The sequence below is a fragment of the Aquibacillus sediminis genome (assembly GCF_005870085.1).
GTDB lineage: Bacteria > Bacillota > Bacilli > Bacillales > Amphibacillaceae > Aquibacillus_E > Aquibacillus_E sediminis.
The window spans coordinates 301,881-326,921 of the sequence record NZ_SZNM01000001.1; the positions used below are offsets into that span (position 1 = coordinate 301,881).

Sequence of the window (25,041 nt, forward strand, 5' to 3'; positions counted from 1 at the left end):
CTATATGACTTGCTTTTTTCCTTATTTTTTAAATTCTTCCCAAGTATGAATTTTGTCCTGAAGGATAAATTAAGGACAGTTACTATCACTACAGAGAAAGGATTGTACTATGAATAAAATATCACGTGTCTTTTATATCTCGTTAGTTGTAGCAATCTTATTTATCATTTGGGGCGTAATACCAAAATCTATGTTGCCCAATGCAAATTTAAATACAGTTACCACAAACACCCAGAGCTTTATCGTAGAGAAATTTGGTTGGTTTTACTTACTATCAGCAACGGCTTTTTTAATCTTTGCTATCTTTTTGATTTTCTCAAAGTACGGAAATATTAAACTTGGTAAACCAGATGATAAACCAGACTATCCTTATGCAACATGGTTTGCGATGTTATTTAGTGCAGGTATGGGAATAGGTTTAGTTTTTTGGGGGGCAGCAGAACCCCTTTCGCACTTTCATGTACCACCAGATCCTTCTATCGCCCCTGGATCAGATGATGCTGCTCGTGTGGCTATGAGATATAGTTTTTTTCATTGGGGACTACACCCCTGGGGAATTTACGCAGTAATTGCTTTAGCCTTAGCATATTTCAAATTTCGAAAAGGGGCTCCGGGACTAGTAAGCTCTATCTTAGAACCTTTGTTTGGGGATAAAATTAAAGGGTTTTGGGGTACAGTCATTGATTTTATTGTAGTCTTTGCTACTATTTTTGGTGTGGCAACGTCTTTAGGTTTCGGTGCCATCCAAATTAGTGGGGGTTTATCTTTTTTATTTCCAGGAATTGAAAAAACAGCTACAACCCAATTAGTGATTATAGCAATTGTTACCGTATTATTCATGTTGTCAGCCATGACTGGTTTGAACAAAGGGATCAAATATTTAAGTAATACGAACCTTGTTTTAGCTGGCTTATTGATGTTATTTCTACTATTTGCTGGTCCAACCAACTTCATCATGGACCTTTTCACGACATCACTAGGTAACTATATCGCCAATATCACACAAATGAGTTTCCGTTTAACTCCTTTTGATCAAGAAAATACTTGGATTCAAGGGTGGACAATATTCTATTGGGCATGGTGGATTGCATGGGCACCGTTTGTTGGAACTTTCATTGCCCGTGTATCAAAAGGCCGGACTATTCGTGAATTCACACTAGGCGTATTATTAGTTCCTACCATATTTGGTGCATTATGGTTTTCCGTATTCGGTGGTTCTGGAATCAACCTAGAATTTTATGGGAACTTCGACATCATACACCATATTAATGAATCTGGTGAAGAAGTCGCTTTATTCGCTGTACTGGAGAACTATCCATTAGGAACCATTATGTCGTTCATTGGGATATTATTAATTAGTACCTTTTTTATTACCTCAGCAGATTCCGCTACATTTGTATTAGGTATGCAAACAACAGGTGGAGGACTTCATCCGCCAAATAAAGTAAAATTTACTTGGGGAATTGTACAATCTGCCGCTGCTGCAATTTTATTATGGCAAGGTGGACTGAACGCCTTGCAGACAGCATCGATTATTGCAGCATTTCCATTCACAATGATTATGATTTTAATTGTGTTTTCCTTAATCAAATCATTTAAACAGGAAGAAAAATTAGTGAATTTAAGAAAGAAACGATAAACTCAATCAAGTGAAACTTCAATACTGTGGGGGTTCTTCATCCCCCCACATTTTCTTTTTAAATTCACCTTGTAGGTCGAAATGAATTACTAGTCTCTCACATGCAACTAATTTTCAGTAACATAATAGCGGACCAATGAACAGGTTTGATGATACAAATAAAAGGCACATAAAACCAATATTAAGAAGAAGCTAGACATTGGAACTTAACTTCATGACTACAATACGTAAACACTACAGTTTTCAAGTTAATCAATACTTAATTAATAAAAAAAGATCTATATCTGCACGGCAGATATAGATCTTTTTTTATTTTACTTATTTTACAATGTGGATTGGTTTACCCATTGCTACTTCTGCAGCTTCCATTGTAATTTCTCCAAGTGTTGGGTGCGCATGAATTGTAAGTGCTAAATCTTCTGCAGTCATACCTGCTTCAATAGCTAATCCAAGTTCAGAGATCATGTCACTTGCGTTTGGCCCAGCAACTTGTGCACCGATAACAAGTCCGTCATCTTTTCGAGTTACAAGCTTAAGGAATCCATCACTTGCATCAAGAGAAAGTGCACGTCCATTTGCAGCAAATGGGAATTTAGCTGCTTGTACTTCGAATCCTGCTTCTTTTGCTTCATCTTCTGTATAGCCAACTGAAGCTAATTCAGGATCAGAGAAAACAACTGCTGGAATTCCGTTGTAATCAATTTCTGATTTTTCACCACTAATTGCTTCTGCAGCAATTTTACCTTCATAAGAAGCTTTGTGTGCTAATGGAGGTCCAGCTACAATGTCACCAATTGCATAGATGTTATCAACATTTGTACGGCATTGTTTGTCAATTTTGATTAAGCCTTTATCATCCATGTCAATTCCAACTTGTTCTAGGCCGATTTCTGCTGTATTAGGACGACGACCAACTGTTACTAGTACGTAATCAGCATCGATCTTTTCTTCTTTACCTTTTACTTCATATGAAACAGTTACACCATCTTTTGTTTCTTCTACGCCTTTAGCCATTGCTTCTGTTACAACGTTTACGCCTTTTTTCTTAAGGTTACGTTTTACAAGAGAAGTCATTTGTTTTTCGAATCCACTAATAATATCTTTGGCACCCTCAAGAATAGTAACTTCTGTACCGAAGTTCGCATATGCAGTACCTAACTCAGTACCTACATAACCTCCACCAATAACGACCATCTTCTTAGGAATTTCAGAAAGGTTCAATGCACCTGTTGAGTCAAGTACACGATCGCTATATTTAAATGTTGGTAGTTCGATTGGGCTAGATCCAGTAGCGATAATACAGTTATTAAACGTATACGTTTGAGAATTCTTCTCATCCATTACGCGAACTGTGTTTTTATCTACAAAGTAAACTTCACCTTTTACGATGTCAACTTTATTCCCTTTTAACAAGCCTTCCACACCGGAAGTAAGTTTATTAACTACACTTCCTTTCCATTCTTGTACTTTTGAAAAGTCAATGGATACATTTTCTGTTGTGATCCCCATAGATTCTGCACCTTGAGCGTGTTCATAACGGTGACCAGCTTGGATTAATGCTTTAGAAGGGATACAACCAACGTTTAAACAAACACCACCAAGTGCTCCTTTATCAACGATTGTTACATTTTGACCTTCTTGAGCCGCACGAATTGCAGCAACATAGCCACCAGGGCCTGCGCCTACAACAAGTGTGTCTAATTCAATAGGAAAATCTCCAACTACCATAATTTACGCCTCCATCATAATTAATTGTGGATCATTCAATAAACGCTTGATTTGATTCATTGCCATTTGTGCTGTTGCACCATCAACGATACGGTGGTCAAAGCTCAAGGATAGAGCCAATACTGGCGCTACAACAATCTCACCGTCACGTACGACTGGCTTCTCGGCAATTCGTCCGATCCCTAGGATAGCCGCTTCTGGGTAGTTAATGACCGGAGTGAACCATTGTCCTCCAGCTGAACCAATGTTTGAAATTGTGCTTGATGCACCTTTCATTTCATTAGGAGCTAACTTACCATCTCTTGCTTTTACTGCTAACTCATTAATTTCATTTGAAATGCTAAAAATTGATTTCTTATCAGCATTTTTAACAACAGGTACTAGAAGACCTTTATCTGTATCAGCAGCAATACCAATATTGTAGTAATGTTTCTGTACAATCTCGTCTGTTGCATCATCAATGGAAGCATTTAAGATTGGGTATTCTTTTAATGCTGAAACAAGTGCTTTTACTACATATGGTAGGTAAGTCAACTTAATATCTTTTTCAGCCGCTACAGCTTTGAACTTCTTACGATGCGCTACAAGTTCTGTTACATCAATTTCATCATGCAATGTAACGTGAGGTGCCTTCGTCTTAGAGTTTACCATAGCTTTGGCGATAGACTTACGGATATTGCTCATTTTTTCGCGAGTTTCTGGATATTCACCTTCTGGTACTGCTTGTGGTGTTGATGCAGCTGCAGCTGGTTGTTCCTCAGTTGTCTCTTGAGCTGCTGGTTGTCCACCATTTAAGAATGCATCAATATCTTCTTTTAAGACACGACCATTTTTTCCAGTTCCTTGAACTTGAGCAATATTGACGTCATTGTCTCGCGCATATTTACGGACAGACGGCATCGCAATAACACGTTTGTTACTGTCAACTTCAGCTTCTTCTTGTTTCTCTGCTGCAGGGGTTTCTTGAGCTGAATCTTGTTTTTCATCTTTTGCTTCATCTGCAGCTGGGGCATCTGCTGGTTCATCATCATAACCTTCTGCATCAATCGTAATGATGGTTTCGCCAACTGTAGCAACAGCACCTTCTTCAAAATGAACTTCTAACACTGGACCTTCTACTGGAGAAGGAATTTCTACAACTGCTTTATCGTTTTGTACTTCACAGATTACGTCATCTTCTTGAATTGTATCTCCAGGTTTTACAAACCATTTAACGATTTCACCTTCGTGAATCCCTTCACCGATGTCTGGTAGCTTAAAATTAAAAGCCATATATATTACCTCCTGTCATAGGTCAATTAAAAATTAATTACTGCGTTTACTTTTTCAATAATGTCGTTATAGTTTGGTAACCAAACTTCTTCTGCTTGTGTGAATGCATATACCGTATCTGGTGCTGCAACACGTAGAACTGGTGCTTCTAGATGTAGGATTGCGCGTTCTTGAATTTCAGCTGCAACATGGTTTGCTACACCTGCTTGACGTTGCGCTTCTTGAACGACAACGACACGGTTTGTTTTTTCAACTGATTTAAGAACTGTTTCATAATCGATAGGCATTACCGTACGAAGGTCAATGACTTCAGCAGAGATACCATCTTTTTCTAATTCGTCAGCTGCTTTTAATGCAGAATGCACCATCGCACCATAAGAAACTAGTGTAACGTCCGTACCTTCACGCTTCACAGCAGCCTTTCCAATTTCAACAGTATATTCTTCTTCTGGAACTTCTTCACGGAAAGAACGATATAATTTCATATGTTCTAAGAAGATTACAGGGTCATTATCACGAATAGCTGAAATTAATAGACCTTTTGCTTCATAAGGAGTTGAAGGAATAACAACTTTCAAACCAGGTTGTTGAATCATTAAACCTTCTAAGGAATCCGCGTGTAATTCTGGCGTGTGAACTCCTCCACCAAATGGTGAACGAACTGTAATTGGTGAAGTTTTCGTATTACCAGTACGGTAACGCATTCTGGCCATTTGACCACTAATCGCATCCATTACTTCATATACGAAGCCGAAAAACTGGATTTCTGGAACTGGACGATATCCTTGTAAAGCAAGACCAATGGAAAGACCACCAATACCAGATTCAGCTAGTGGTGTATCAAACACACGATCTTCCCCAAATTCTTTTTGAAGACCTTCAGTTGCTCGGAAAACCCCGCCGTTTTGACCAACGTCTTCGCCAAAAATTAGTACGTTTTCGTCATTTTTTAATTCTGTGCGCATTGCATCAGTAATTGCTTGGATCATTGTCATTTGAGCCATGATTTACTTCGACTCCTTTGCTTTATATTCTTCCATTTGTTCTTCTAAGTGAGCTGGAAGTTCCTCATACATATTTGAAATTAGATCAGTTACCTTTTGTTTAGGTTGTTGATCAGCATCTTTAATTGCAGCTTTAATTTCTTCTTTTGCTTGTTCAATTACTTTGTTTTCTTCTTCTTCAGACCATAATCCTTTTGCTTCCAAGAACTTACGGAAACGTACAATAGGATCTTTCTTTTCCCATTCATTATCTAATTCTTCTGTACGATAACGAGTTGGGTCATCACCAGCCATTGTGTGTGGTCCATAACGATAAGTTAATGTTTCGATTAGAGTTGGGCCTTCACCGTTTACTCCACGTTCGCGAGCTTCTTTCGTCGCAGCATAAACAGCAAGCACGTCCATACCGTCAACTTGAATACCTTCAATACCAGCAGCAACAGCTTTTTGAGCTAATGTTTTAGCAGCAGTCTGCTTTTCAACTGGTACAGAGATCGCAAAGCGGTTGTTTTGGACAACAAAAATTGCTGGAGCTTGATAAGCACCTGCAAAATTAATACCTTCATAAAAGTCACCTTGTGAAGTACCACCATCACCAGTATAAGTGATTGCAACATTTTTCTTACCACGCTTTTTCATACCTAGTGCAACACCAGCAGTTTGAATGTATTGCGCGCCGATAATGATTTGTGGACTTAGTGCATTTACACCTTCTGGCATCTGATTTCCAACATAATGTCCGCGAGAGAATAGAAATGCTTTGTATAGTGGAAGACCTTGCCAAATTAATTGTGGTACATCACGATAACCTGGTAAAATATAATCTTCTTGTTCAAGAGCATATTGTGTTCCCAATTGGGAAGCTTCCTGTCCTGCTGTTGGAGCATAGAAACCTAATCTCCCTTGACGGTTAAGAGCAATAGAACGTTGGTCTAAAATTCGAGTGTAGACCATTCTGTGCATTAATTCCTTTAATTGATCATCAGATAAATCTGGCATAGCATCTTCATTTACAATCTTGCCATCTTCATCCAGGATTTGAAACGTGGTAAATTGATTCTCTGCATTTTCTAAAGAACGTTTCAAAATATTCACCTCTTCCTTTCCATTTATAATTTCTCAATTGTATCTTTCCCAAAAACTGAAATAAATCTGTACCAAAATTAACTAGTATTACGCTTCCCTTATCTATTGAATTCTAATCTAATATGTAATAGCTTGAAACTGTTACATAGATACGGTCGAAAATAGGTGGTACAACTTTAATTCAGTTATTAGTTTAGCGCATTCTGTTGTTACGGTCAAACACTTTAACTGTTAAAAACCTCTTTTTCTTTTCCAACTACCTGTATGGTAGGGGATGGTGCTTTTACATATTTTTTCTACATTCATTTTAACTGTTTCAATTTTATCTGCATACTGTACCACAATCCATTAAGCCATTTTTCTTACTTTTATTTTTGCAAAATTTGTAAAACTCACTACTTCTTTGAACATAAAAAAGAGCCTTCCATATGAATGAAGGCTCTTTTTTAATATAAGCTAATCTTATTCTGTATATTCAATATTCATTTGAGCAGATTCATAAAATTGCTGTTTAAGATCATTATAAGTTTCCGTTAAATTGTTAAAATTATTATTTGCCTCGATCACTTTCTCATAACTTTGGTTTACGTTCTCAATTTGTTCTTTTAATTCTTCTTCACTTACATCTTCATCTTGAAGGGTTTGATATAACACTTTATCTTGATCAATGGATTCGATATATGTTTGATTGAATTGTATGTAGGTATCATATCTCTCATTCATTGTATCTACTAATTCTTGTGCTTTATCCTTTAGTTCTTGGTCTTCTATATCCCCAACCATCGGCTCTATTTTGTCAAATTCTTCTTTGGCAGATTCAATACTATCTTTTTCTTCATTTACGATCGATAACCGTTCGTCCACAATGGAAAGTGCTTCTTCTGATAGCTGTTTGACTTGATCAAATTCTGATAAACTTAAGTTAATCATCTGATCATATAACTCCATTTCTTCTTCCTCTAAATCAACAAGTGGCTGTTGTTGTTCTGCAAAGTTTTCCTCTAATGCAACTGCTTCTTCTAAGTGTTGATGCATCTTTTCTGCTGTACTTTCCCCACTACAAGCTGCCATAATACTGAAACCTATACCGATCAATACGAAGAACATAGTTTTTTTCAATTGCATTGCTTTTCCTCCTATCACTCATCTAGATGTCATTTTTATCCAAGGTTTATTACTTTAAAATTGTATACTAAATTATTATTATTGTATACGACTAATTTATATGTATGTCGCCCTTACATCGATTATGCTATATTCAATTGATAGAGGTTCTATGTTACACTTATTTCAATAATTTAATGAATGATCGAGGAGTGAAGCTATGCTTACGATGGATGATATCGTACGAGAAGGTAACCCAATTCTTACGAAATCCGCTAAAGAGGTACCCCTTCCACCGAGCGAACAAGAGAAAGAAACATTAGAACAAATGCTACAATTTTTAATCAATAGTCAAGATGATGAAATGGCAAAAAAATATAACTTGCGACCAGGCGTTGGAGTTGCTGCACCCCAAATTGGAATATCTAAACGAATGATTGCAGTCCATTTTGAGGATCAAGATGAAAAATTGTATAGTTATGGATTGTTCAATCCTAAAATTGTTAGCCATTCCGTTGAAAAAACATACTTATCAACAGGAGAGGGATGTTTATCCGTTGATCGCGAAGTACCTGGATTTGTTCCACGCTATGCGCGAATAACGGTGAAAGCGACTGATTTAGATGGAAACAATGTAAAACTTAGATTACGAGGCTTTGCCGCTATTGTCTTTCAACATGAGATTGACCATCTAAACGGCATTATGTTTTATGATCACATTGATCCGAATAACCCTTTTCATGAACCGGAAAACTCCAAACCTATTGAGTAAATCATATTAAAGCTGTCCTTTAAGGGCAGCTTTTTTTATTATGACAGACAGCTTCTTATAATCATGTCAATCACCCCAACATAAAATTTCAAAAAATGAGATAACTTTCATTGATGCATAAAATGTATCATAACCTATCAAAATATAAATGCATAAAGACGGTAATTTCACAGGGGATTGCTAAAATTCGTAAAGTATTAGAACATTTCTGTTTCAAATTTTTCCAAATAATACTATACTATATATTAGAGGGATTGGTCGGTAATGAAAACTTGACTAGCTCCAAGCCGCCAGATAAGGCAGGTGTTAGTCTTAGTTGAACCTATGCTATCATCCAACGTATTATCTTGATAGTGTAAGTGTTTTTTATTGCTTTTCTTAAGTATATCGAAAGGAGCAGGATGCAATAATGTTAAAACGATTAAGAGAAAAGCTTAAAAAACGTTGGAAAGATTTGTTACGTCAAAAACGTGTGCCATCTACTTTTAAAGAAGAGAATTACAAGTGAGCTATGATAATGAACTACTATTTGATAGATAATGCTATGAAAAAATACTAAAAAGATACAAAAAGAAGGAGAGATTGTTTATGATCTATAAAGTATTATACCAAGAACTTCCTAATGAAGTTCCTGTAAGGGAACGTACCTGTTCACTCTATTTTGAAGCAAAATCTGAGCGTGACGTACGTGAACAACTCTCCGATCGCAATATTAATATCGAACACATCCAGTTATTAAATGAGGCCCATTTAAATTATGAAAAACAGTCTGAAGACTTTGTAGTGGAGAACGCTTAACAAATGAAGTTTGTGAAAAATGATCAAACAGCAGTGTTTGCTCTAGGTGGTATGGGAGAAATCGGAAAAAATATGTATGGGGTTCAGTTTCAAGATGAAATTATCCTCATTGATTCAGGAATAAAGTTCCCTGAAGATGAACTATTAGGCATTGATTACGTGATCCCAGATTATACCTATTTAATACAAAATCAAGACAAAATTAAAGGTCTATTCATTACACATGGACACGAAGACCATATTGGAGGAATTCCTTATCTTCTTCGTGAAATTAATGTGCCAATTTATGCTGGAAAACTTGCGATCGGATTAATTAAAAACAAATTAGATGAACATGGACTTTTGCGAAATGCAAATCTTAATATATTTCAAGAAGACGATGTGATTAAATTTCGTAAAACATCTGTAACTTTTTTCAGAACCACACATAGCATTCCTGATTCCTATGGGATCGTTGTCAGAACACCTCCTGGTAATGTTGTTCATACAGGAGATTTTAAATTCGACTTTACTCCTGTTGGGGAGCCAGCGGATCTAGCCAAAATGGCAGAAATAGGTAAAGAAGGAGTTCTATGCTTATTATCAGATAGTACCAATAGTGAGGTTCCAGACTTTACTATGTCAGAACGAGTTGTTGGGGAAAGCATTAATGACATCTTTAACAGAGTTAGTGGTAGGTTAATTTTTGCTACATTTGCATCAAATATTTATCGTTTGCAACAAGTAGTAGAAGCTGCGGTCAAACACGATCGTAAAATTGCCGTATTTGGTCGAAGTATGGATAATGCGATTACCCTTGGTCAAGAACTCGGTTATATACAAGCTCCAAAAGACACATTTATTGATGCTCAACAATTAAATCGTCTTCCAGCTCACGAGGTCACGATTTTATGTACAGGCTCACAAGGAGAGCCAATGGCTGCTCTTTCGAGAGTTGCAAATGGCACGCATAGACAGATTCAAATTATCCCTGGTGATACAGTTGTATTCTCTTCATCACCAATCCCTGGAAACACCGTAAGTGTAAGCAGAACAATAAATATGCTTTATCGAGCTGGTGCTGATGTGATACACGGACCGCTAAATGATATTCATACATCTGGGCACGGTGGACAACAAGAACAGAAACTAATGCTTCGATTAATTAAACCTAAATTCTTTATGCCGATACATGGGGAATACCGTATGCTGAAGGAACATACTAAATTAGCCCAATTATGTGATATCGACCCTGGTAATTGCTTTATTATGGATAATGGAGATGTGTTAGCACTAAGTAAAGATAATGCTGCCATTGCTGGTAAAATACCATCTGGCTCTGTGTATGTAGATGGTAGCGGAATTGGTGACATTGGAAACATCGTACTTCGAGATCGTCGCATTCTTTCTGAAGAAGGATTAGTGATTGTCGTTGTTAGCATTAATATGAAAGAATTTAAGATTGCTTCAGGGCCTGACATCATATCTCGAGGTTTTGTCTATATGAGAGAATCAGAAGACCTTATAAAAGAAGCACAGAAGTTAGTTTCTTCTCACTTAGATAAAGTGATGGAAAGAAAAACAACACAATGGTCTGAAATTAAAAACGAAATCACGGACACCATTGCACCATTTTTATATGATAAAACGAAAAGAAGACCTATGATTTTACCTATTATTATGGAAGTTTAAATAAAAACACCCCCTATCTCTTAAAAAAGTAGGGGGTGTTTTAATCAATCATCCTCAACAACTAATTGTTTTTCGAAGCGTGAAATATCTTTATCTGCACCAATTACGATCAATATATCATTTTGGTGAATCATTTCAGTCGGCATCGGGGAAACATTAATTTCCTTTCCACCGTGCTGTTTTATTGCTACCACGTTACACCCAAAGTTGGCACGTATATCTAATTCAACCAATGTTTTGCCACTCATTTTCGGTCCAGCTTTCACTTCTACAATACTATGTTCATCTGATAATTCTAGATGATCTAAGATATTATTTGAAATAATACTATGAGCGATTCTTTTCCCCATATCTCGTTCCGGATGTACTATTTGGTCAGCACCTATTTTGTTCAAAACTTTCTCATGATAATCATTTTGTGCCTTTACTGTTATTTTTTTAACACCTATTTCTTTTAACATTAAAGTTGTTAAAATACTAGCTTGAATATTATCACCAATCGCAACAATCACATGATCTATATTTCTTACTCCTAATTCTTTTAATACTTTTTCATCTGTTGTGTCCGCTATTACTGCATGTGTCGCTATATTTTTATATTCATTTACTTTTTCTTCATACAAATCAATTGCCAGCACATTCATTCCTTCTTCACTTAACTCACGACATATACTACCACCAAACCGCCCTAAACCAATTACCGCAAAATCTCTTTTCATGTCTCTTCCTCCATCTATATTGCTTTCTTTAGTTTATCACATCTCATTATGACAATGTAGTATAGTTATGTTGCTTTTTTATGAGTTTGTTTTATAAGTAATTTGTTGTTGCGTCACCAAAACTATAAACTCCGACGTAACTTTTATGACAGTTATCCTTTTCCTAATTTATTAAAATAAGTATTATACCATCGCTTCGGTAGAATACTCCGCTTTCAATAGGCACGGCCTCAGCTAACTTGGTAAAGAAACCCCACTTTTACCAAGTGGATCTTCAGCTCGTGCTGTTCGCATAAGGACAAGGAAGGCTTCAGCAGCGTTACATCGCACGAAGAAAATTGAACTTTATTTTCGAGGAGTCTACGTATTCTACCTACGCTATTAGTGGTGTTCTGATTAACGTCAGATAAAATGCCTAAACCAATAGCTGAATCTGAGTGCAGTGTTATCTACGAGAAAAGAGTTTTTTTCTGCGTATAATCTAGCAAGAAGCTATAAATGCACGATGCACACAACAAGAGCGGAGGAAATACACGGAGACTCCTTGAAAAAAGAAAACACTTTTTCTGCGTGCGATGTGAATTCACTGTAGCTTCCCTTGTCCTACGGGATGAAAGGCCTAGGTGAGACCCCTCGTGCTGTGGACGGGCGAGGACAAGGAAGGCTACGGCAGCGTTACATCGCACGCAGAAAATTGGTCTTTATTTTCAAGGAGGCTCATCAGCCGCCTTAGGATGCGCGTAGTGTATTTCTGAAGCTCTATATTAGCACTCATTTTATAAGAGTGAGCGAGAAAACATCAATTACGTCGGAGTTTCTATCAAATGCGAAGTCGATAAACAACAAAACCTTTACCGAATACAATCGGTAAAGGTTTTGTTCATTACAATGCATCTAACATTTGGAATTGTGATTTAACTAAGTCAAAATACTCCCCTTGTTGCTCCATCAATTTATCATGGTTTCCTTGTTCTAAAATTTTTCCGTTTTCTAACACAATTATATTGTCCGCTTCACGGATCGTTGATAAACGATGGGCAATCATAATCGCGGTTCTTCCTTTGAGTAATCGTTGCAGTGCTCGCTGGATTTTCACTTCTGTCTCTGTATCTATACTAGCAGTGGCCTCATCAAGGATAATGATCCTAGGATCCGCAAGTAATGCTCGAGCAAAGGATAAAAGTTGCCTTTCTCCAGCAGACAATATGTTACCTCTTTCCTCAACCTCTGTTTGATAACCATCAGCCAACCTGCTAATAAATCCATCAGCACCAACCACTTTTGCCGCTTCAATCACCTCTTGATCGGTTGCCTCAGGACGTCCAAACCGAATATTTTCCATGATCGTTCCTGAAAAAATAAAGGTGTCTTGTAGCACAACACTAATATTTTTTCTTAGACTATCAATTTTCATATCCTTAATATCGTAACCATCAATTTTAACCTTTCCTTTGGTTGGGTCATAAAAACGACTGATTAAATTAGCAATTGTTGATTTCCCTGATCCAGTATGACCTACCAAAGCAACTGTCTGACCTTGTTTCATCTCCAATGAAATTTCATGTAGGGCAACACGGTCATTGTCATAAGAAAACTGAACACGGTCAAACTCAATATGCCCTTTCATATCTTTGAATTCTTCGGCATCTTCTTTTTCCTTCACGTTCGGTTGTTCATCCAAGAATTCAAAAATGCGTTCAGACGAAGCCATTGCCACTAATAATTGATTATAAATTTGACCTAACCGTGAAATAGGTTCCCAAAACATTCCTAAGAAAAATGCAAACGATACAAACGTACCAACGGAAATACCCCCATTTGGTTCTCCAACAATAATTAAATGCGCTCCATATGAAACAAGAATAACAGTACCAATTGCATTACTCATCTCCACAAACGGACCAAAATAGGCACTCTTCTTCATGGCTACTCGTTCTGTTTCATAATTATCTGTATTTACCCCATCAAAAAATTCTGTGTTTTCTTTTTCTTGGGCAAATGATTGCGTTATTCTAATTCCTTGCATACTTTCATTTAAATGAGAATTCAATTTTGATTTTTGTATCCGAACTGCTTGCCATGACCTTCTAATATTTCTTCTTAACTTAGTAGAGATGTAGAACATGATTGGTAATATGACTAAGACTGCTAAGGCTAATTGTGGACTTAATGAGAATAAAATTATGATTATTCCCGCCAACATAACAACATCCATCAATAAATTAATAATCCCATTTGTAAATAATTCTTGTAACGAATTCACATCATTTAAAATTCGAACAAGAATCGATCCAGCTGAACGTTTATCAAAAAAATTATGGGATAGTCGTTGCACATGCGAGAACAAAGAACGACGGAGGTCATAAATGATTCGTTGCCCTAGTATATTCACCCATTTAATTCGAAATACATTACCAACATAGGCTATTAAGTAAAGTAAGGAGATACCTATTATTAACATGGTTAATAAACCAATATCTTTGTTAGCTATTGCAACATCAATCACTACTTTACCAATCAAAATCGGAACAATTAAGCGTATCAATGTTGATATTAACATTGCGATAATTGCACCAGGTAATAAGGTTTTGGCATATGGTTTTACATAGGTTAGTAATCGTAACATTTGCTTCCAATTAAATGGCTTTTCAACTGCTTGATCCAGTGGATAGTAAAACCGATTTAAATGCGGACTCTTTTTGGTTGTTAATTGCTTTGCCACAGTTATTTCCCCCTCCTTTAGTTCACAGCACCCATAATTGCTTGCTTATCTTGGTATTGAATATCGTAAATACGCTGATAAGGTCCACCATTATAAAGCAACTGTTCATGTTGACCACGTTCCACTATTCGCCCATTTTCTAAGACCAATATTTCATCTGCATGTTTTAAAGACGAAATTCGATGCGCAATAATAAAAGTCGTTCTATTGTTCATGACTTCTTTCAATGCTTTTTGAATCTTAAACTCTGTTTCCATATCAACCGCTGAGGTTGCGTCATCTAATATTAATACACTCGGGTCAATTAATATCGCTCGTGCAATTGCAATTCGTTGCTTTTGACCTCCCGATAGTCCCATACCACGCTCACCAAGCATAGTGTCATAACCTTTAGGCATTTGCATAATAAAGTCATGGGCCTGTGCGCGCTTAGCGGCATCGATAATCTCATCCATGCTTGCTCCAGGATTCCCGTAGGCAATATTTTCTTTAATCGTAGTAGAAAATAGAAAGGATTCTTGTAATACAAAGCCAATATTTTTACGTAACATTTTCAAATCTAGTTCCTTTGTCGACATACCATCCACTAATATTTCTCCACACTCCGGTTCATAAAAACGTGTGATCAATTGTGTTATACTTGTTTTCCCTGCACCAGTAGCACCGATTAACCCAACCACCTTTCCTGGAGGTGCATCAAACGAAATATTTTTCAAAGCAGCGTCATCTTCATCCGTGTATGAAAAGGTCACATTTTCAAAGGTAATATGGCCTTCTACTCTCTCAGGTTGTAGCGCTTGTTGACGCTCGACAATACCTTCCTTTGCTTCTAATATCTCCAGTAGTCTTTCCCCTGCTGCCTTCGCTTGTGAAAATTGGTTAACAATAAACCCAAGGTGCATCAATGGTCCTAAGATATAGGTAACCAAACTAAAAAAGGCAACCAATTTACCTAAAGATAGTTGTTCCGTAATCACTAAGTGTCCACCATAGATTAGCAAGGCAACCATACAGATATTTCCAATAAATTCCATAAATGGAAAATATTTAGCCCAAATATTTGATGTATGAATATTAACCTCTCGATAATTCGAGTTATTAGTAGTAAATCGATCAATTTCAAAGTCTTCTTTTGATAAGGATTTTACAGTGTTCATCCCACTAACATTTTCTTGGATTCTAGTATTTAAGCGACCCAGTGATTTACGAACTTTTCGAAAAGCAGGATGTACTCGACGGTCAAAACGATAAACAACAACTGCTAAAAAGGGCATAGCTGCCATCGTAACCAAAGCTAGTGGCACCGAATAATAAAACATGACACTTAAACTGATGAGAATTAATAAGACGATTTTAATTAATTCTTTTAATCCTGCTGCTAAAAAAAACTTCAATCCCTCGACATCCATTGTCAAGCGAGACATCAAGTCACCTGTTCTAGCATTATCATAATACGTAAAAGAAAGTCTTTGTAATTTTTTATACAGTCCATCTCTTAATGTATACACGGTCTTCACACCGAATAAATCGCCGAGGTATTGTTGCGAAAAATTTGCAACCCCTTTCACGATCATGATCAAAATAAAACCTATCGATAAGTATGGTATAAGTTGGTATTGTCCATCTGTTACAACATGATCAATTGTAATTTGTAAGAGCATTGGATAAATAACCGTTATACCCGTTACTAATAAAACAAAAAATAGCGACATAAAAAAGTACTTTTTAAACGGCCAATAAAAAGACTTAAGTTTTTTAAAGGTTTCCAACTAGCTTCCCCTCCCTAGATGGTTTATGTTTTTTAACGTAACTAATAATATATCGAGTTCTGAACTGAATTTCCACCGTTTCGACTCAAAAGTGCAAATTTTTATAAAAATATGTTAAATTAGACTTCTTGTTATTAAAGGTAGCTGTTTCTTTACAGGTGGCTGTCCTCCTATCTAAATAACTTTCTTCATCTTGTCAGATATTCTCTTACATGTTATTATTTTTTTATTAAAGGGTATAACTTGAATAGATTACATAAAAAAGGTATGATCAAAAATAGAATTTGGAAAGGAGTTATTGAATGGACATCATTGAAAATTTGCACCTAGATCTAAACCTTGGTGATATACTTGAAATAGTAATAAAAATCGCCTTACTAATTATTGCTTACTTAATCGTTAAACCTATAGGAAAAAAAATTATCAAAGCATCTATAACAAAAGCAAGTCGAAGAGAAAATGTGTCAGAAGGGCGTATCAAAACATTAGAAAAGTTACTATTAAACGTCTACTCCTATACGATTATTTTCGTCTTCATTGTCACCTTATTTGGGATTGTCGGCCTGCCGTTAGGACCTCTGTTAGCCGGTGCTGGGGTATTAGGTCTTGCCATCGGCTTTGGTGCGCAAGGATTAGTTAGTGATATTGTAACTGGTTTCTTCATCTTGTTAGAGCGTCAAATTGAAGTTGATGATTATGTTACTACTGCTGGTTATGATGGTATTGTCGAAGAAGTTGGTTTACGAACGACAAAGATTAGGAGCTTCGATGGAACACTTAATTTTGTACCTAATCGTGATATTCAAGGAGTTAGTAACCACTCACGCGGAATCATGCGGGCTTTAGTAGATATTGGTATAAGTTATGGAGATGATATTGATCATGCCATGAGAGTTCTGCAAACTGTCTGCGATGAATTCCAACAAGATGACCGATTCGAAGAAGGACCAGATGTGTTAGGGGTACAGAGCTTCGGAAACTCAGAAGTTATATTAAGAGTGCTTGGGAAAACGAAAAACATGGAGCAATGGGCTGTCGAACGTGATATGCGAAAACGAATTAAAGAAGCCTTCGACCACGAAGGAATAGAGATCCCATTTCCACACCAAGTTCATATTATGAAAGAACCAAAATGATAAGCCAAATAGATGCATTGAAAAGTACTTAAATGGCTGCTCCTTGAAGAGCTTAAATGGAATGCGCTGGTAACTAGTACTATTTCTTTTCTTTTCAGAAAAAACGAAGTCCCTTCATGTATGAGGGACTTCGTTTTTTTGGTTATTGAATACGTTGTTCCACTTGTTGACAAACTTCATCAGCAGTCATACCATCAGCATTAATCACAGATGCTTGTGTTGCTGCATTTTGAATTCCCATAACATCTTTATCCTGACCAGAAATAACGCAGCAATCACAATTTTGTGCATCTTGTTCTTGTCTTAGGTCAACAACGTCATGTCCCTTCGCTTGTAATGCTCCTTTTACATCGGCTAATGTGCCTTCAATTCCAATACGAGCCATTTGGATAGTACCTCCTAAGCAATCTTTTTTTGCTTTTATAGATTTCCCAACCGCTGAAGCTCCTATGCATGCCTCGTAAATTTTTGGAGAAGGTATTTACACTTAAGATTGTCGCTTCAATCTTATCGTTCGTTGCATACCAATTGTAATGATTAATCTAACAGTTCTCTAATTGTCTTCTCTACAGTTTCTACTCCAACTGTTAAAGCTTCCTCTTTAGGGTTAAGTTTACTATGATGTAAACCATATTCTGAATCAACCCCTAACCAAAACATAAACCCTGGTATCTCTTTTAACATATAACCAAAATCTTCACCAGTCATCGCTTCCTTTGCTTGCTTCCAAACAAAGTCGCTATTTTCGATTATTTGTTTAAACTTTTCTGTATATGCTTCTTGATTTGTTACTTGATAATAATTCGCACCATAATCGATTGAGATCGTACAGTCATGACTTATTTCAAAACCTTTTATTAATTTTTCAATCTCTGCTTTCACATCAAACATAGTATCGGGATTTAATGTGCGAATCGTCCCCTCAAGCCGGGCATGTTCAGCGATAATATTCTGCACAGTTCCACCAGTAATTTTACCTATCGTAATCACAGCACTATCCAATGGATCTATCCGTCTAGCCACTATTTGCTGCAATTGGGTGACAAAATTGCTTGCTGCCACCACCATATCATTTGTTAGATGTGGGTATGCAGCATGCCCGCCTTTACCTTTAAAATCGAGAAATAATTCACTCGTATTTGCGAATAACAATCCTGGTTTTGAAGATACGGTAGCAACTGGAAGTTCTGGGGCAATATGTAATGCAAAGATAACATCTGGTTTCCAAGCTTGAAATTCATCCGACTGAATCATGGGTAACGCTCCACCAGGACCTTCTTCAGCTGGTTGGAAAATAAACACAACATGATCTTTAGCAGGTTGATTGGCTAATCTTTCTAATGCACCTAACGCAATGGTCATGTGAAAATCATGACCACATGCATGCATGTTTCCAATATGGGTTGATTTAAATTCGTAACCTGTTTCTTCCGTGATTGGCAATGCATCAATATCCGCACGATACGCAATTGTCTTGGACGGATTCGTTCCTTCTACTCTTACAAGAATTCCTGTTTTCCACGTTTTCAACGATAAATGTTCTTGCGGAAATTTTTTTATTATATCTAATAGGTAACTTTGCGTTTTATATTCTCGAAATCCCAACTCAGGGATCTGGTGTAACTGCTGCCTTATCTTTACTAATTGATCACCATTCATTGATAACTTCTCCTTTTCTTTCAAATACGATAGATTGCTTAGTTAATCTATTTGCTAAATGAAAAAGCAGGAGAGTATTAAATCCCCTGCTTTTTCACTCTACTCATCTAATTTTCTTAAAGCTGTCATAATTTCTGTTTTAGTTTTCGTCTGATCGTCGATTTCTTTGATTACTTTAGCAGGTGTGCCGGCTACCACTGTATTAGCTGGGACATCTTTTGTTACGATTGCACCTGCAGCTATAACGGCTCCTTCACCCACTCGTACTCCTTCAAGTACAACTGCATTTGCACCAATTACAACTCCATCTTCAATTACAACTGGATTAGCAGAAGGTGGCTCAATCACACCTGCTAGTACAGCACCTGCACCAACATGGCAATTTTTACCAACAGTTGCTCGTCCACCAAGACTCGCATTCATATCAATCATAGTACCTTCACCAATAACAGAACCAATATTAATCATTGCCCCCATCATAATGACCGCACCATCACCAATAGATACTTGATCTCGAATCACAGCTCCTGGTTCGATTCGTGCATTGATCCCTTTTAAATCTAATAATGGGATAGCAGAATTTCTTCGATCATTTTCAATTACATAATCTTCTATTTGACTTTCATATGTAGTAAGGGCTTCACTGATATCTTTCCATTCACCAAATAACACACCTGTTTCAGCATCAACAAACGCCTTAATTGAATCAACAAATTTGATTTCATTCAATTGGCTTCCTTTAATATAGACCTTAACTGGGGTAGATTTTTTACTGTTAGAGATAAATGAAATAATCTCGTGTGCATCCATCATCTTCACTAATATTCCCTCCACTTTTCATTTTCTTTTTATACTTTATCAGAATTCTAAAACAAAATATAGTAAAATGATAGTCAAATCAATAAAAAAATAACCTCAGCCCCTGATAAATAAATAGCAGGAGACTAAGGGTTAACTTATAGTAATGTACTATATTTGTTCACGTGAAGATATTTATTCAACTGCTTTAAGATTGCTCTTCTTGTCAAAATACCATCAAAATAACCATCATGATCAACAACACAGACAAATGCATGATTAATAACCGTCTTAAGACAGGTAAGAAAATCATCTTCTTTGGTTAAACATGGAATATCAGTATTCATTACTTCATCCACTTTTATGTCTGATAGCCTTTCCATTTCAAATCGTTCAAGTCCTAGTACTCGGTCTAAAATAGCATTTTTTCCTATTATTCCTTTAAATTTATAGGTTGCGTCGAGAACAGGGACAGCTGCATAACCAGATTTCACTAAAACTAACAAGGCATGTTCTAATGGGTTTCCCAACTGGACATGCGCCACTTTTTCGGAGGATATGATCAATTCCTCCACTGTTATTTCGGTTAAACTTTTTCCTTCGACACTTGTCATCGTATCACTCCTTTACATGCAGTTGAAGGAGCCACTCACGTTTTACACGCACTACACATATTTTATCATAAAACAAAAAATGACACCAACCCTTTCCATTACATTATTATGCAATAAAAGCGTCCAACTGTACTTTTATACGCCCAATAAGGAAAAATTAAACATACATCAACCAAAAGAAACTTCAAATAATAAGTTTGAGAAACTCGATTTAAAGAGGGGAATGGATGATGACAACTTATACATTTACAAGGAAAGAAGAATTAGTTCATGCGATCACCCACGGTGTTGGCATATTCCTTAGTAAAGTCGCCTTTATCGTATTGCTTATTTTTGCTTTGTACAATGGTGACTTTTGGCATTTGCTTTCTGCCACTATATTCGGAAGTACCATGTTATTCATGTACCTTGCTTCGACTATTTCTCACGCTTTACCAGCGGGGAAACTTAAGGATTTTTTTCAAATAATCGACCACTCTGCTATCTACTTATTTATTGCTGGGACATATACACCGATTTTGTTGATTCCATTACGCGGCGACATCGGATGGACATTATTTATTATTGTTTGGGGAATTGCAGTTTTGGGGATAATTTTCAAAATTTTTTTTGTTAAGAGGTTTCTTGTTTTATCTACTTTATTTTATATCTTGATGGGGTGGCTAATTACGATTGTTTGGGAACCATTAGCAAACGCTATGCCACAAAATGGCCTTACCTATCTTGTTATTGGTGGATTATTGTATACAGTTGGCGCAGTTTTTTATGTTTGGCGTAAATTTCACTTTCATCATGCGATTTGGCATATATTTGTGTTAGCCGGATCTGCCTGTCACTTTATCTCCATTTTCTGTTATGTTATGTGAGAGAGTTTCTTTCGTATTATTTTCCTGTACAGAACTGAGTAAAAAATGCCCTTACTGTTAAGGGTATTTTTTTATTTTCCAAATTGTTATAGGTTAACAACAATGTCGAGTTTTAACTAATTTTAAAATGAATCCAAAATAAACTTGATAAGATGTTATAATAGAATTGCTGTCTATTATATTATTGAAAGGTTAACAAATTTATGAATAGAAGATCTTTTTTAAAACATATAGCAACAAGCACCCTTGCCTTATTTGGTTTAAGTGGTGGCACTTACTTTTATGCCAAGGAAATTGAACCAAGATTACTAACAGTACATACTGAAACGATTGTTTCACCAAAAATCCCAAAGGAATTTGACGCATTCAAAATAGCTCAATTTAGTGATACCCATATTGGTTTTCATTATAGTTTGGATCAATTCGAACAACTTGTCATTAAATTAAATGAACAAAAACCAGATCTTGTCGTTTTCACTGGTGATCTTGTTGATGCTCCAGATACATATAAATGGAATAAAAGGTTAATTCGCATATTATCTACGATCCAAGCGCCTTATGGAAAGTTCTGGATTTACGGCAATCATGATCATGGCGGTTATGGGACTGATATTGTGAAAGAGGTTATGGATAAAAGCGATTTTACGTTACTACAAAACAGTCATACAACCATAAAAAAGGACAATGCTTCTTTTTTACTTATTGGTCTAGATGATGTCATGTTAGGTAAACCTGATGTCCGTGCAGCAACAAAACAAACAAATAATGACCTTTTTTCGTTACTACTGGTCCATGAACCAGACTATGCTGACGTTGTGCAAAACTATCCGGTTGATGTACAATTGTCAGGTCATAGTCACGGGGGTCAAGTCCAAATTCCGTTCTTTGGTCATGTTTACACTCCAACTTATGCACAAAAATATGTTGAACACAATTACAAAATTGGACCGCATCCATTATATTTGTATGTAAGTAGAGGGATTGGCACCACCCGACTTCCGTACCGATTCCTATGCAAACCTGAGATTACCATGTTTGAATTAGAACACGTAGATTCTAAAGATTTCTAACAGAAGGGATTATTCTCACAATTCCATACTGTTGCCATTTTCAGAAAAATTGTGTAAGATTATATCAAATATAGTTGAAAGGAGGGGAATAGATGACAACCCAACAGGATAGCCTAGAATCCATTGCACAGGCTCTGTTTATTGTGAATCGACATGCCAAAACAGCACTTGAACCAAAACAATTATATCATTTAAAAAAACATACAATCACAAAATTACTCAAGGAAAATCGAGCTACAAAGGTTGGTCTTCACTTTTCTGATCACCCCAAGTTTAGTCACCAACACTCCACATTGCTTGTAAAAGTAAGTGATTACTATTTCCATATACCTCCTACAAAAGAAGATTTTAAAACAATGAAACATTTAGGAAACGTGGATAAAAATTATCGTAATCCTAAACCACAAATGTCATTATCACATGCGAAAAAAGTTTTAAGTAATTATTTAAATTGGTCTTTATCTGAAATGAATAAACCAAGAAACAAAAGGACTCACTCCACTTATTTTACTCCTTCGTCTCTTGGACAAAGAATTGACCGATCACCTTATCAAAGACGCTATCCAAATAGAAAATCAAAACCACTAAAGAGAGACCGTTAAATTCGGTCTCTCTTTAGGAATATTACTCCTTCTCATATTTAGCATTAATCATTTCGAATGATTAAATAGACAATTAGTCCAATCACAGGAAAAAACAATGTTCCCACTAATACAATTACTGCATATTCTTTACTATTCCCTTTAGCTCTAGCATCTCTATACGCCCATATACTCGTAATAATATCCAGAATAAATACAGTCAAAATAATAAATAAAAATAATAAAACCATTTCCAACATAAACTCCTCCTTTATATATAAGATATACGAGTTTATGCTATGAAATGTTTCACCGTCTTTCAAACCTTTCATTTAAAAAGGTAACTTACATAGAATTTGTTTTTTGTTGTTTTAAATGTGTGAGGATACTCCTTGTGATGTGAATAACAAATAAACCAATTCCGAAAAATATAATCCCTAACGATATCGTTGCTATCATCTCCATTGTGCCATATTCACTTGCACTTCCCCGCTTTAATTGAACCAGCGCAATGATAACTAGAAAAAAAAGGCTTCCTATTATATACGTTAGGACTCGATCCCACTTAAGCGCAACTAGCAATCTTAATAAAGGACTTAACAAATAATAGCATATAAAAACGCCAATGAATCCCATTAAAAAATGAATATGTTGTTCCGTTATACCTAGAGGTGGCAGCTGAGCCTTATTAATTAGCCAACTCTGTCCATTAAAATAGAAAAAACTCATAAAAGGTTCCATAACCAACTCTCACCTTTCACTTTTTTCTACATTTTTGTCCTTTTTTTAGTCCATTATACTCGTTCATCAAAATTTTCTGACTTATACAAAAGCAATAGGCGGTTCACTTTTCATTAAATAACTAAATAGATTTATCAGTTCAAATTATACTTATGGAGAAAAATCACAGTAAAACTGTGATTTTTCTCACCAATTATTCAATCAAATTACGGTAAGATTAAGTCATCAAATGAAGGAGGTAATGCAAGATGACTACATTTACAAAGGAACACACTCCAGCTGAAATAGTAAAAACATTTCCAAAGGCAGCTGATTTATTTAAACAGTTTAAAATAGACTTTTGTTGTGGTGGAGACAAGCCATTACATCAAGTATTTGAAAAGAAAACAGAACTAGATGGTGAGCAAGTACTAGAACAACTTAATTCCTTTTATTCAGAATGGATAGATAAGGGGAACGTAGGAACTGACTGGGATACTGTTACGAGTTCTGAATTAATCGACCATATTATCGAGCGTCATCATAACTACTTACATGAAGAGCTTCCTGCACTTGAACAATTTGTTGTTAAGATTGCTCGTGTACATGGTGGAAACCACCCTCACCTACTAGAGTTACAGATGCTTTATGACCATTTTAAAGCAGACATGGAAGCACATTTAGCTGAAGAAGAAACCGAAGTATTTCCAAAAATCCGTGAATACGAAAAAAATCCAAATCCAGAACTTCTTCAAACAATCAATGAGTTAAATGATGATATGGAGAGTGAGCACCAAGCAACAGGTGATCTCTTAAGTCAAATGAACGAATTAACAAATGACTTCAATCCTCCTGCAGATGCTTGTAACTCCTATCGAATCACATACGCACGATTAGCAGAATTAGAGGCAAATACATTTGATCATATCCATCTTGAGAACAATATCTTATTTAAAAAACTTGCTTAATTAAAAAAACATGTAAAAGGCTATCCCTTATTTCATTACTCCTTCTCTTCAGGAAGAGGGAATGGAATCGCGGGGATAGCCTTTTTAAATGAAAATTTTTTTGTTCCATTTGCTTCTGGTGTGATATGATCAATTTACATATTTAATTTTTTTAGTTAATTGTTCGTGTCTCTTTTCTAACTGCTCTTCAATTTTAGTCATGGCTTGGTGATCACTTAGCAACTCTTGTTTATTTTGGTTTACTAATTCTTCAAAAGATAGCTTACGAGGTCTCATTTTCTGCTCACTCCTTTACTAGTAATACGCTTTCATTATAATACATAACAAGGGGTAATATATCGGAAT

Annotated in this window: 23 protein-coding genes; 9 read left to right on the forward strand and 14 right to left on the reverse strand. The window is 36.1% G+C overall.

Going from position 1 to position 25,041, the window contains the following annotated elements:
- Positions 1-109 precede the first annotated feature (109 nt).
- Complete coding sequence (locus FCI53_RS01445) at positions 110-1,639, forward strand: glycine betaine uptake BCCT transporter (RefSeq protein ID WP_138415097.1); 1,530 nt, start codon at positions 110-112, stop codon at positions 1,637-1,639.
- A 318-nt stretch (positions 1,640-1,957) separates the two neighbouring features.
- On the opposite strand, the gene lpdA is transcribed toward FCI53_RS01445, so the two are convergent.
- The 5 genes from lpdA to FCI53_RS01470 form a co-directional block, all read right to left on the reverse strand.
- Positions 1,958-3,367, reverse strand: coding sequence for a dihydrolipoyl dehydrogenase (gene lpdA, locus FCI53_RS01450; RefSeq protein ID WP_138415099.1), 1,410 nt, complete (start codon positions 3,365-3,367; stop codon positions 1,958-1,960).
- Between the two features lie 3 nt (positions 3,368-3,370).
- Positions 3,371-4,639, reverse strand: coding sequence for a dihydrolipoamide acetyltransferase family protein (locus FCI53_RS01455; RefSeq protein ID WP_138415101.1), 1,269 nt, complete (start codon positions 4,637-4,639; stop codon positions 3,371-3,373).
- A 26-nt stretch (positions 4,640-4,665) separates the two neighbouring features.
- Positions 4,666-5,643, reverse strand: a complete 978-nt coding sequence (locus FCI53_RS01460) for an alpha-ketoacid dehydrogenase subunit beta (RefSeq protein ID WP_138415103.1) — start codon at positions 5,641-5,643, stop codon at positions 4,666-4,668.
- Positions 5,644-5,646: 3 nt separating this feature from the next.
- Positions 5,647-6,729, reverse strand: a complete 1,083-nt coding sequence (gene pdhA, locus FCI53_RS01465; protein ID WP_138415105.1) for a pyruvate dehydrogenase (acetyl-transferring) E1 component subunit alpha — start codon at positions 6,727-6,729, stop codon at positions 5,647-5,649.
- 462 nt (positions 6,730-7,191) lie between these two features.
- Positions 7,192-7,854 carry a YkyA family protein gene (locus FCI53_RS01470; RefSeq protein WP_138415107.1) on the reverse strand — a complete coding sequence of 221 codons (663 nt, stop codon included), beginning with the start codon at positions 7,852-7,854 and terminating at the stop codon, positions 7,192-7,194.
- A gap of 199 nt (positions 7,855-8,053) precedes the next feature.
- On the opposite strand from FCI53_RS01470, the gene def reads away from it, so the two are divergent.
- The 3 genes from def (at position 8,054) to rnjA (ending at position 11,074) form a co-directional block, all read left to right on the forward strand.
- Positions 8,054-8,605: a peptide deformylase gene (gene def, locus FCI53_RS01475; RefSeq protein ID WP_138415109.1), complete on the forward strand. Its 552-nt coding sequence runs from the start codon at positions 8,054-8,056 to the stop codon at positions 8,603-8,605.
- Positions 8,606-9,193: 588 nt separating this feature from the next.
- Positions 9,194-9,403: a DNA-dependent RNA polymerase subunit epsilon gene (locus FCI53_RS01480; RefSeq protein WP_138415111.1), complete on the forward strand. Its 210-nt coding sequence runs from the start codon at positions 9,194-9,196 to the stop codon at positions 9,401-9,403.
- 3 nt (positions 9,404-9,406) lie between these two features.
- Positions 9,407-11,074 (forward strand): ribonuclease J1, encoded by a 1,668-nt coding sequence (rnjA, locus tag FCI53_RS01485; protein WP_138415113.1) that lies wholly within the window; start codon positions 9,407-9,409, stop codon positions 11,072-11,074.
- 44 nt (positions 11,075-11,118) lie between these two features.
- Here the strand turns inward: rnjA and FCI53_RS01490 are convergent, their stop codons facing one another.
- The 3 genes from FCI53_RS01490 to FCI53_RS01500 all read right to left on the reverse strand — a co-directional run bounded on the left by FCI53_RS01490 (position 11,119) and on the right by FCI53_RS01500 (position 16,284).
- On the reverse strand, positions 11,119-11,793 hold the full coding sequence (locus FCI53_RS01490; RefSeq protein ID WP_138415115.1) for a potassium channel family protein: 675 nt from the start codon (positions 11,791-11,793) through the stop codon (positions 11,119-11,121).
- Between the two features lie 883 nt (positions 11,794-12,676).
- Positions 12,677-14,515: an ABC transporter ATP-binding protein gene (locus tag FCI53_RS01495; protein ID WP_138415117.1), complete on the reverse strand. Its 1,839-nt coding sequence runs from the start codon at positions 14,513-14,515 to the stop codon at positions 12,677-12,679.
- A gap of 17 nt (positions 14,516-14,532) precedes the next feature.
- Entirely contained in the window at positions 14,533-16,284 is a 1,752-nt protein-coding gene (locus tag FCI53_RS01500) for an ABC transporter ATP-binding protein (protein WP_138415119.1), read from the reverse strand.
- A 302-nt stretch (positions 16,285-16,586) separates the two neighbouring features.
- On the opposite strand from FCI53_RS01500, the gene FCI53_RS01505 reads away from it, so the two are divergent.
- Positions 16,587-17,420, forward strand: a complete 834-nt coding sequence (locus tag FCI53_RS01505) for a mechanosensitive ion channel family protein (RefSeq protein WP_138415121.1) — start codon at positions 16,587-16,589, stop codon at positions 17,418-17,420.
- 142 nt (positions 17,421-17,562) lie between these two features.
- Here FCI53_RS01505 and FCI53_RS01510 read toward each other — a convergent pair whose 3' ends face one another.
- From FCI53_RS01510 to cbpB, 4 genes are all read right to left on the reverse strand, one after another.
- On the reverse strand, positions 17,563-17,805 hold the full coding sequence (locus FCI53_RS01510) for a YkuS family protein (RefSeq protein ID WP_138415123.1): 243 nt from the start codon (positions 17,803-17,805) through the stop codon (positions 17,563-17,565).
- Between the two features lie 152 nt (positions 17,806-17,957).
- Positions 17,958-19,079: an N-acetyldiaminopimelate deacetylase gene (locus FCI53_RS01515; RefSeq protein WP_138415125.1), complete on the reverse strand. Its 1,122-nt coding sequence runs from the start codon at positions 19,077-19,079 to the stop codon at positions 17,958-17,960.
- Between the two features lie 99 nt (positions 19,080-19,178).
- Positions 19,179-19,898, reverse strand: a complete 720-nt coding sequence (gene dapD, locus FCI53_RS01520) for a 2,3,4,5-tetrahydropyridine-2,6-dicarboxylate N-acetyltransferase (protein ID WP_171038025.1) — start codon at positions 19,896-19,898, stop codon at positions 19,179-19,181.
- A 137-nt stretch (positions 19,899-20,035) separates the two neighbouring features.
- Entirely contained in the window at positions 20,036-20,491 is a 456-nt protein-coding gene (gene cbpB / locus FCI53_RS01525) for a cyclic-di-AMP-binding protein CbpB (RefSeq protein WP_138415127.1), read from the reverse strand.
- Positions 20,492-20,718: 227 nt separating this feature from the next.
- Between cbpB and trhA the strand changes: the two genes are divergently transcribed.
- The 3 genes from trhA (at position 20,719) to FCI53_RS01540 (ending at position 23,029) form a co-directional block, all read left to right on the forward strand.
- Positions 20,719-21,357, forward strand: coding sequence for a PAQR family membrane homeostasis protein TrhA (trhA, locus tag FCI53_RS01530; RefSeq protein WP_138415129.1), 639 nt, complete (start codon positions 20,719-20,721; stop codon positions 21,355-21,357).
- Positions 21,358-21,560: 203 nt separating this feature from the next.
- Positions 21,561-22,427, forward strand: coding sequence for a metallophosphoesterase (locus tag FCI53_RS01535; RefSeq protein WP_138415131.1), 867 nt, complete (start codon positions 21,561-21,563; stop codon positions 22,425-22,427).
- Between the two features lie 92 nt (positions 22,428-22,519).
- Entirely contained in the window at positions 22,520-23,029 is a 510-nt protein-coding gene (locus tag FCI53_RS01540; RefSeq protein WP_138415133.1) for a YkyB family protein, read from the forward strand.
- Between the two features lie 44 nt (positions 23,030-23,073).
- Here the strand turns inward: FCI53_RS01540 and FCI53_RS01545 are convergent, their stop codons facing one another.
- Complete coding sequence (locus FCI53_RS01545; protein ID WP_138415135.1) at positions 23,074-23,268, reverse strand: hypothetical protein; 195 nt, start codon at positions 23,266-23,268, stop codon at positions 23,074-23,076.
- A gap of 729 nt (positions 23,269-23,997) precedes the next feature.
- On the opposite strand from FCI53_RS01545, the gene ric reads away from it, so the two are divergent.
- A complete protein-coding gene (gene ric / locus FCI53_RS01550; RefSeq protein ID WP_138415137.1) occupies positions 23,998-24,696 on the forward strand; it encodes an iron-sulfur cluster repair di-iron protein in 699 nt (232 codons plus the stop codon).
- A gap of 129 nt (positions 24,697-24,825) precedes the next feature.
- On the opposite strand, the gene FCI53_RS01555 is transcribed toward ric, so the two are convergent.
- On the reverse strand, positions 24,826-24,972 hold the full coding sequence (locus FCI53_RS01555; RefSeq protein ID WP_138415139.1) for an FbpB family small basic protein: 147 nt from the start codon (positions 24,970-24,972) through the stop codon (positions 24,826-24,828).
- Positions 24,973-25,041: the final 69 nt, after the last annotated feature.

Bases quoted from the DNA above. Each gene is read 5' to 3' on its own strand.
- FCI53_RS01505 (WP_138415121.1), top strand. From the start codon at position 16,587: ATGGACATCATTGAAAATTTGCACCTAGATCTAAACCTTGGTGATATA.
- FCI53_RS01545 (WP_138415135.1), bottom strand. From the start codon at position 23,268: ATGTTGGAAATGGTTTTATTATTTTTATTTATTATTTTGACTGTATTT.
- FCI53_RS01555 (WP_138415139.1), bottom strand. From the start codon at position 24,972: ATGAGACCTCGTAAGCTATCTTTTGAAGAATTAGTAAACCAAAATAAA.
- rnjA (WP_138415113.1), top strand. From the start codon at position 9,407: ATGAAGTTTGTGAAAAATGATCAAACAGCAGTGTTTGCTCTAGGTGGT.
- trhA (WP_138415129.1), top strand. From the start codon at position 20,719: ATGATGACAACTTATACATTTACAAGGAAAGAAGAATTAGTTCATGCG.
- FCI53_RS01540 (WP_138415133.1), top strand. From the start codon at position 22,520: ATGACAACCCAACAGGATAGCCTAGAATCCATTGCACAGGCTCTGTTT.
- FCI53_RS01490 (WP_138415115.1), bottom strand. From the start codon at position 11,793: ATGAAAAGAGATTTTGCGGTAATTGGTTTAGGGCGGTTTGGTGGTAGT.
- FCI53_RS01510 (WP_138415123.1), bottom strand. From the start codon at position 17,805: ATGGCTCGTATTGGAATTGAAGGCACATTAGCCGATGTAAAAGGAGCA.
- FCI53_RS01455 (WP_138415101.1), bottom strand. From the start codon at position 4,639: ATGGCTTTTAATTTTAAGCTACCAGACATCGGTGAAGGGATTCACGAA.
- FCI53_RS01460 (WP_138415103.1), bottom strand. From the start codon at position 5,643: ATGGCTCAAATGACAATGATCCAAGCAATTACTGATGCAATGCGCACA.
- lpdA (WP_138415099.1), bottom strand. From the start codon at position 3,367: ATGGTAGTTGGAGATTTTCCTATTGAATTAGACACACTTGTTGTAGGC.
- FCI53_RS01515 (WP_138415125.1), bottom strand. From the start codon at position 19,079: ATGAATGGTGATCAATTAGTAAAGATAAGGCAGCAGTTACACCAGATC.
- FCI53_RS01535 (WP_138415131.1), top strand. From the start codon at position 21,561: ATGAATAGAAGATCTTTTTTAAAACATATAGCAACAAGCACCCTTGCC.
- ric (WP_138415137.1), top strand. From the start codon at position 23,998: ATGACTACATTTACAAAGGAACACACTCCAGCTGAAATAGTAAAAACA.
- def (WP_138415109.1), top strand. From the start codon at position 8,054: ATGCTTACGATGGATGATATCGTACGAGAAGGTAACCCAATTCTTACG.
- FCI53_RS01480 (WP_138415111.1), top strand. From the start codon at position 9,194: ATGATCTATAAAGTATTATACCAAGAACTTCCTAATGAAGTTCCTGTA.
- cbpB (WP_138415127.1), bottom strand. From the start codon at position 20,491: ATGACAAGTGTCGAAGGAAAAAGTTTAACCGAAATAACAGTGGAGGAA.
- FCI53_RS01470 (WP_138415107.1), bottom strand. From the start codon at position 7,854: ATGCAATTGAAAAAAACTATGTTCTTCGTATTGATCGGTATAGGTTTC.
- FCI53_RS01445 (WP_138415097.1), top strand. From the start codon at position 110: ATGAATAAAATATCACGTGTCTTTTATATCTCGTTAGTTGTAGCAATC.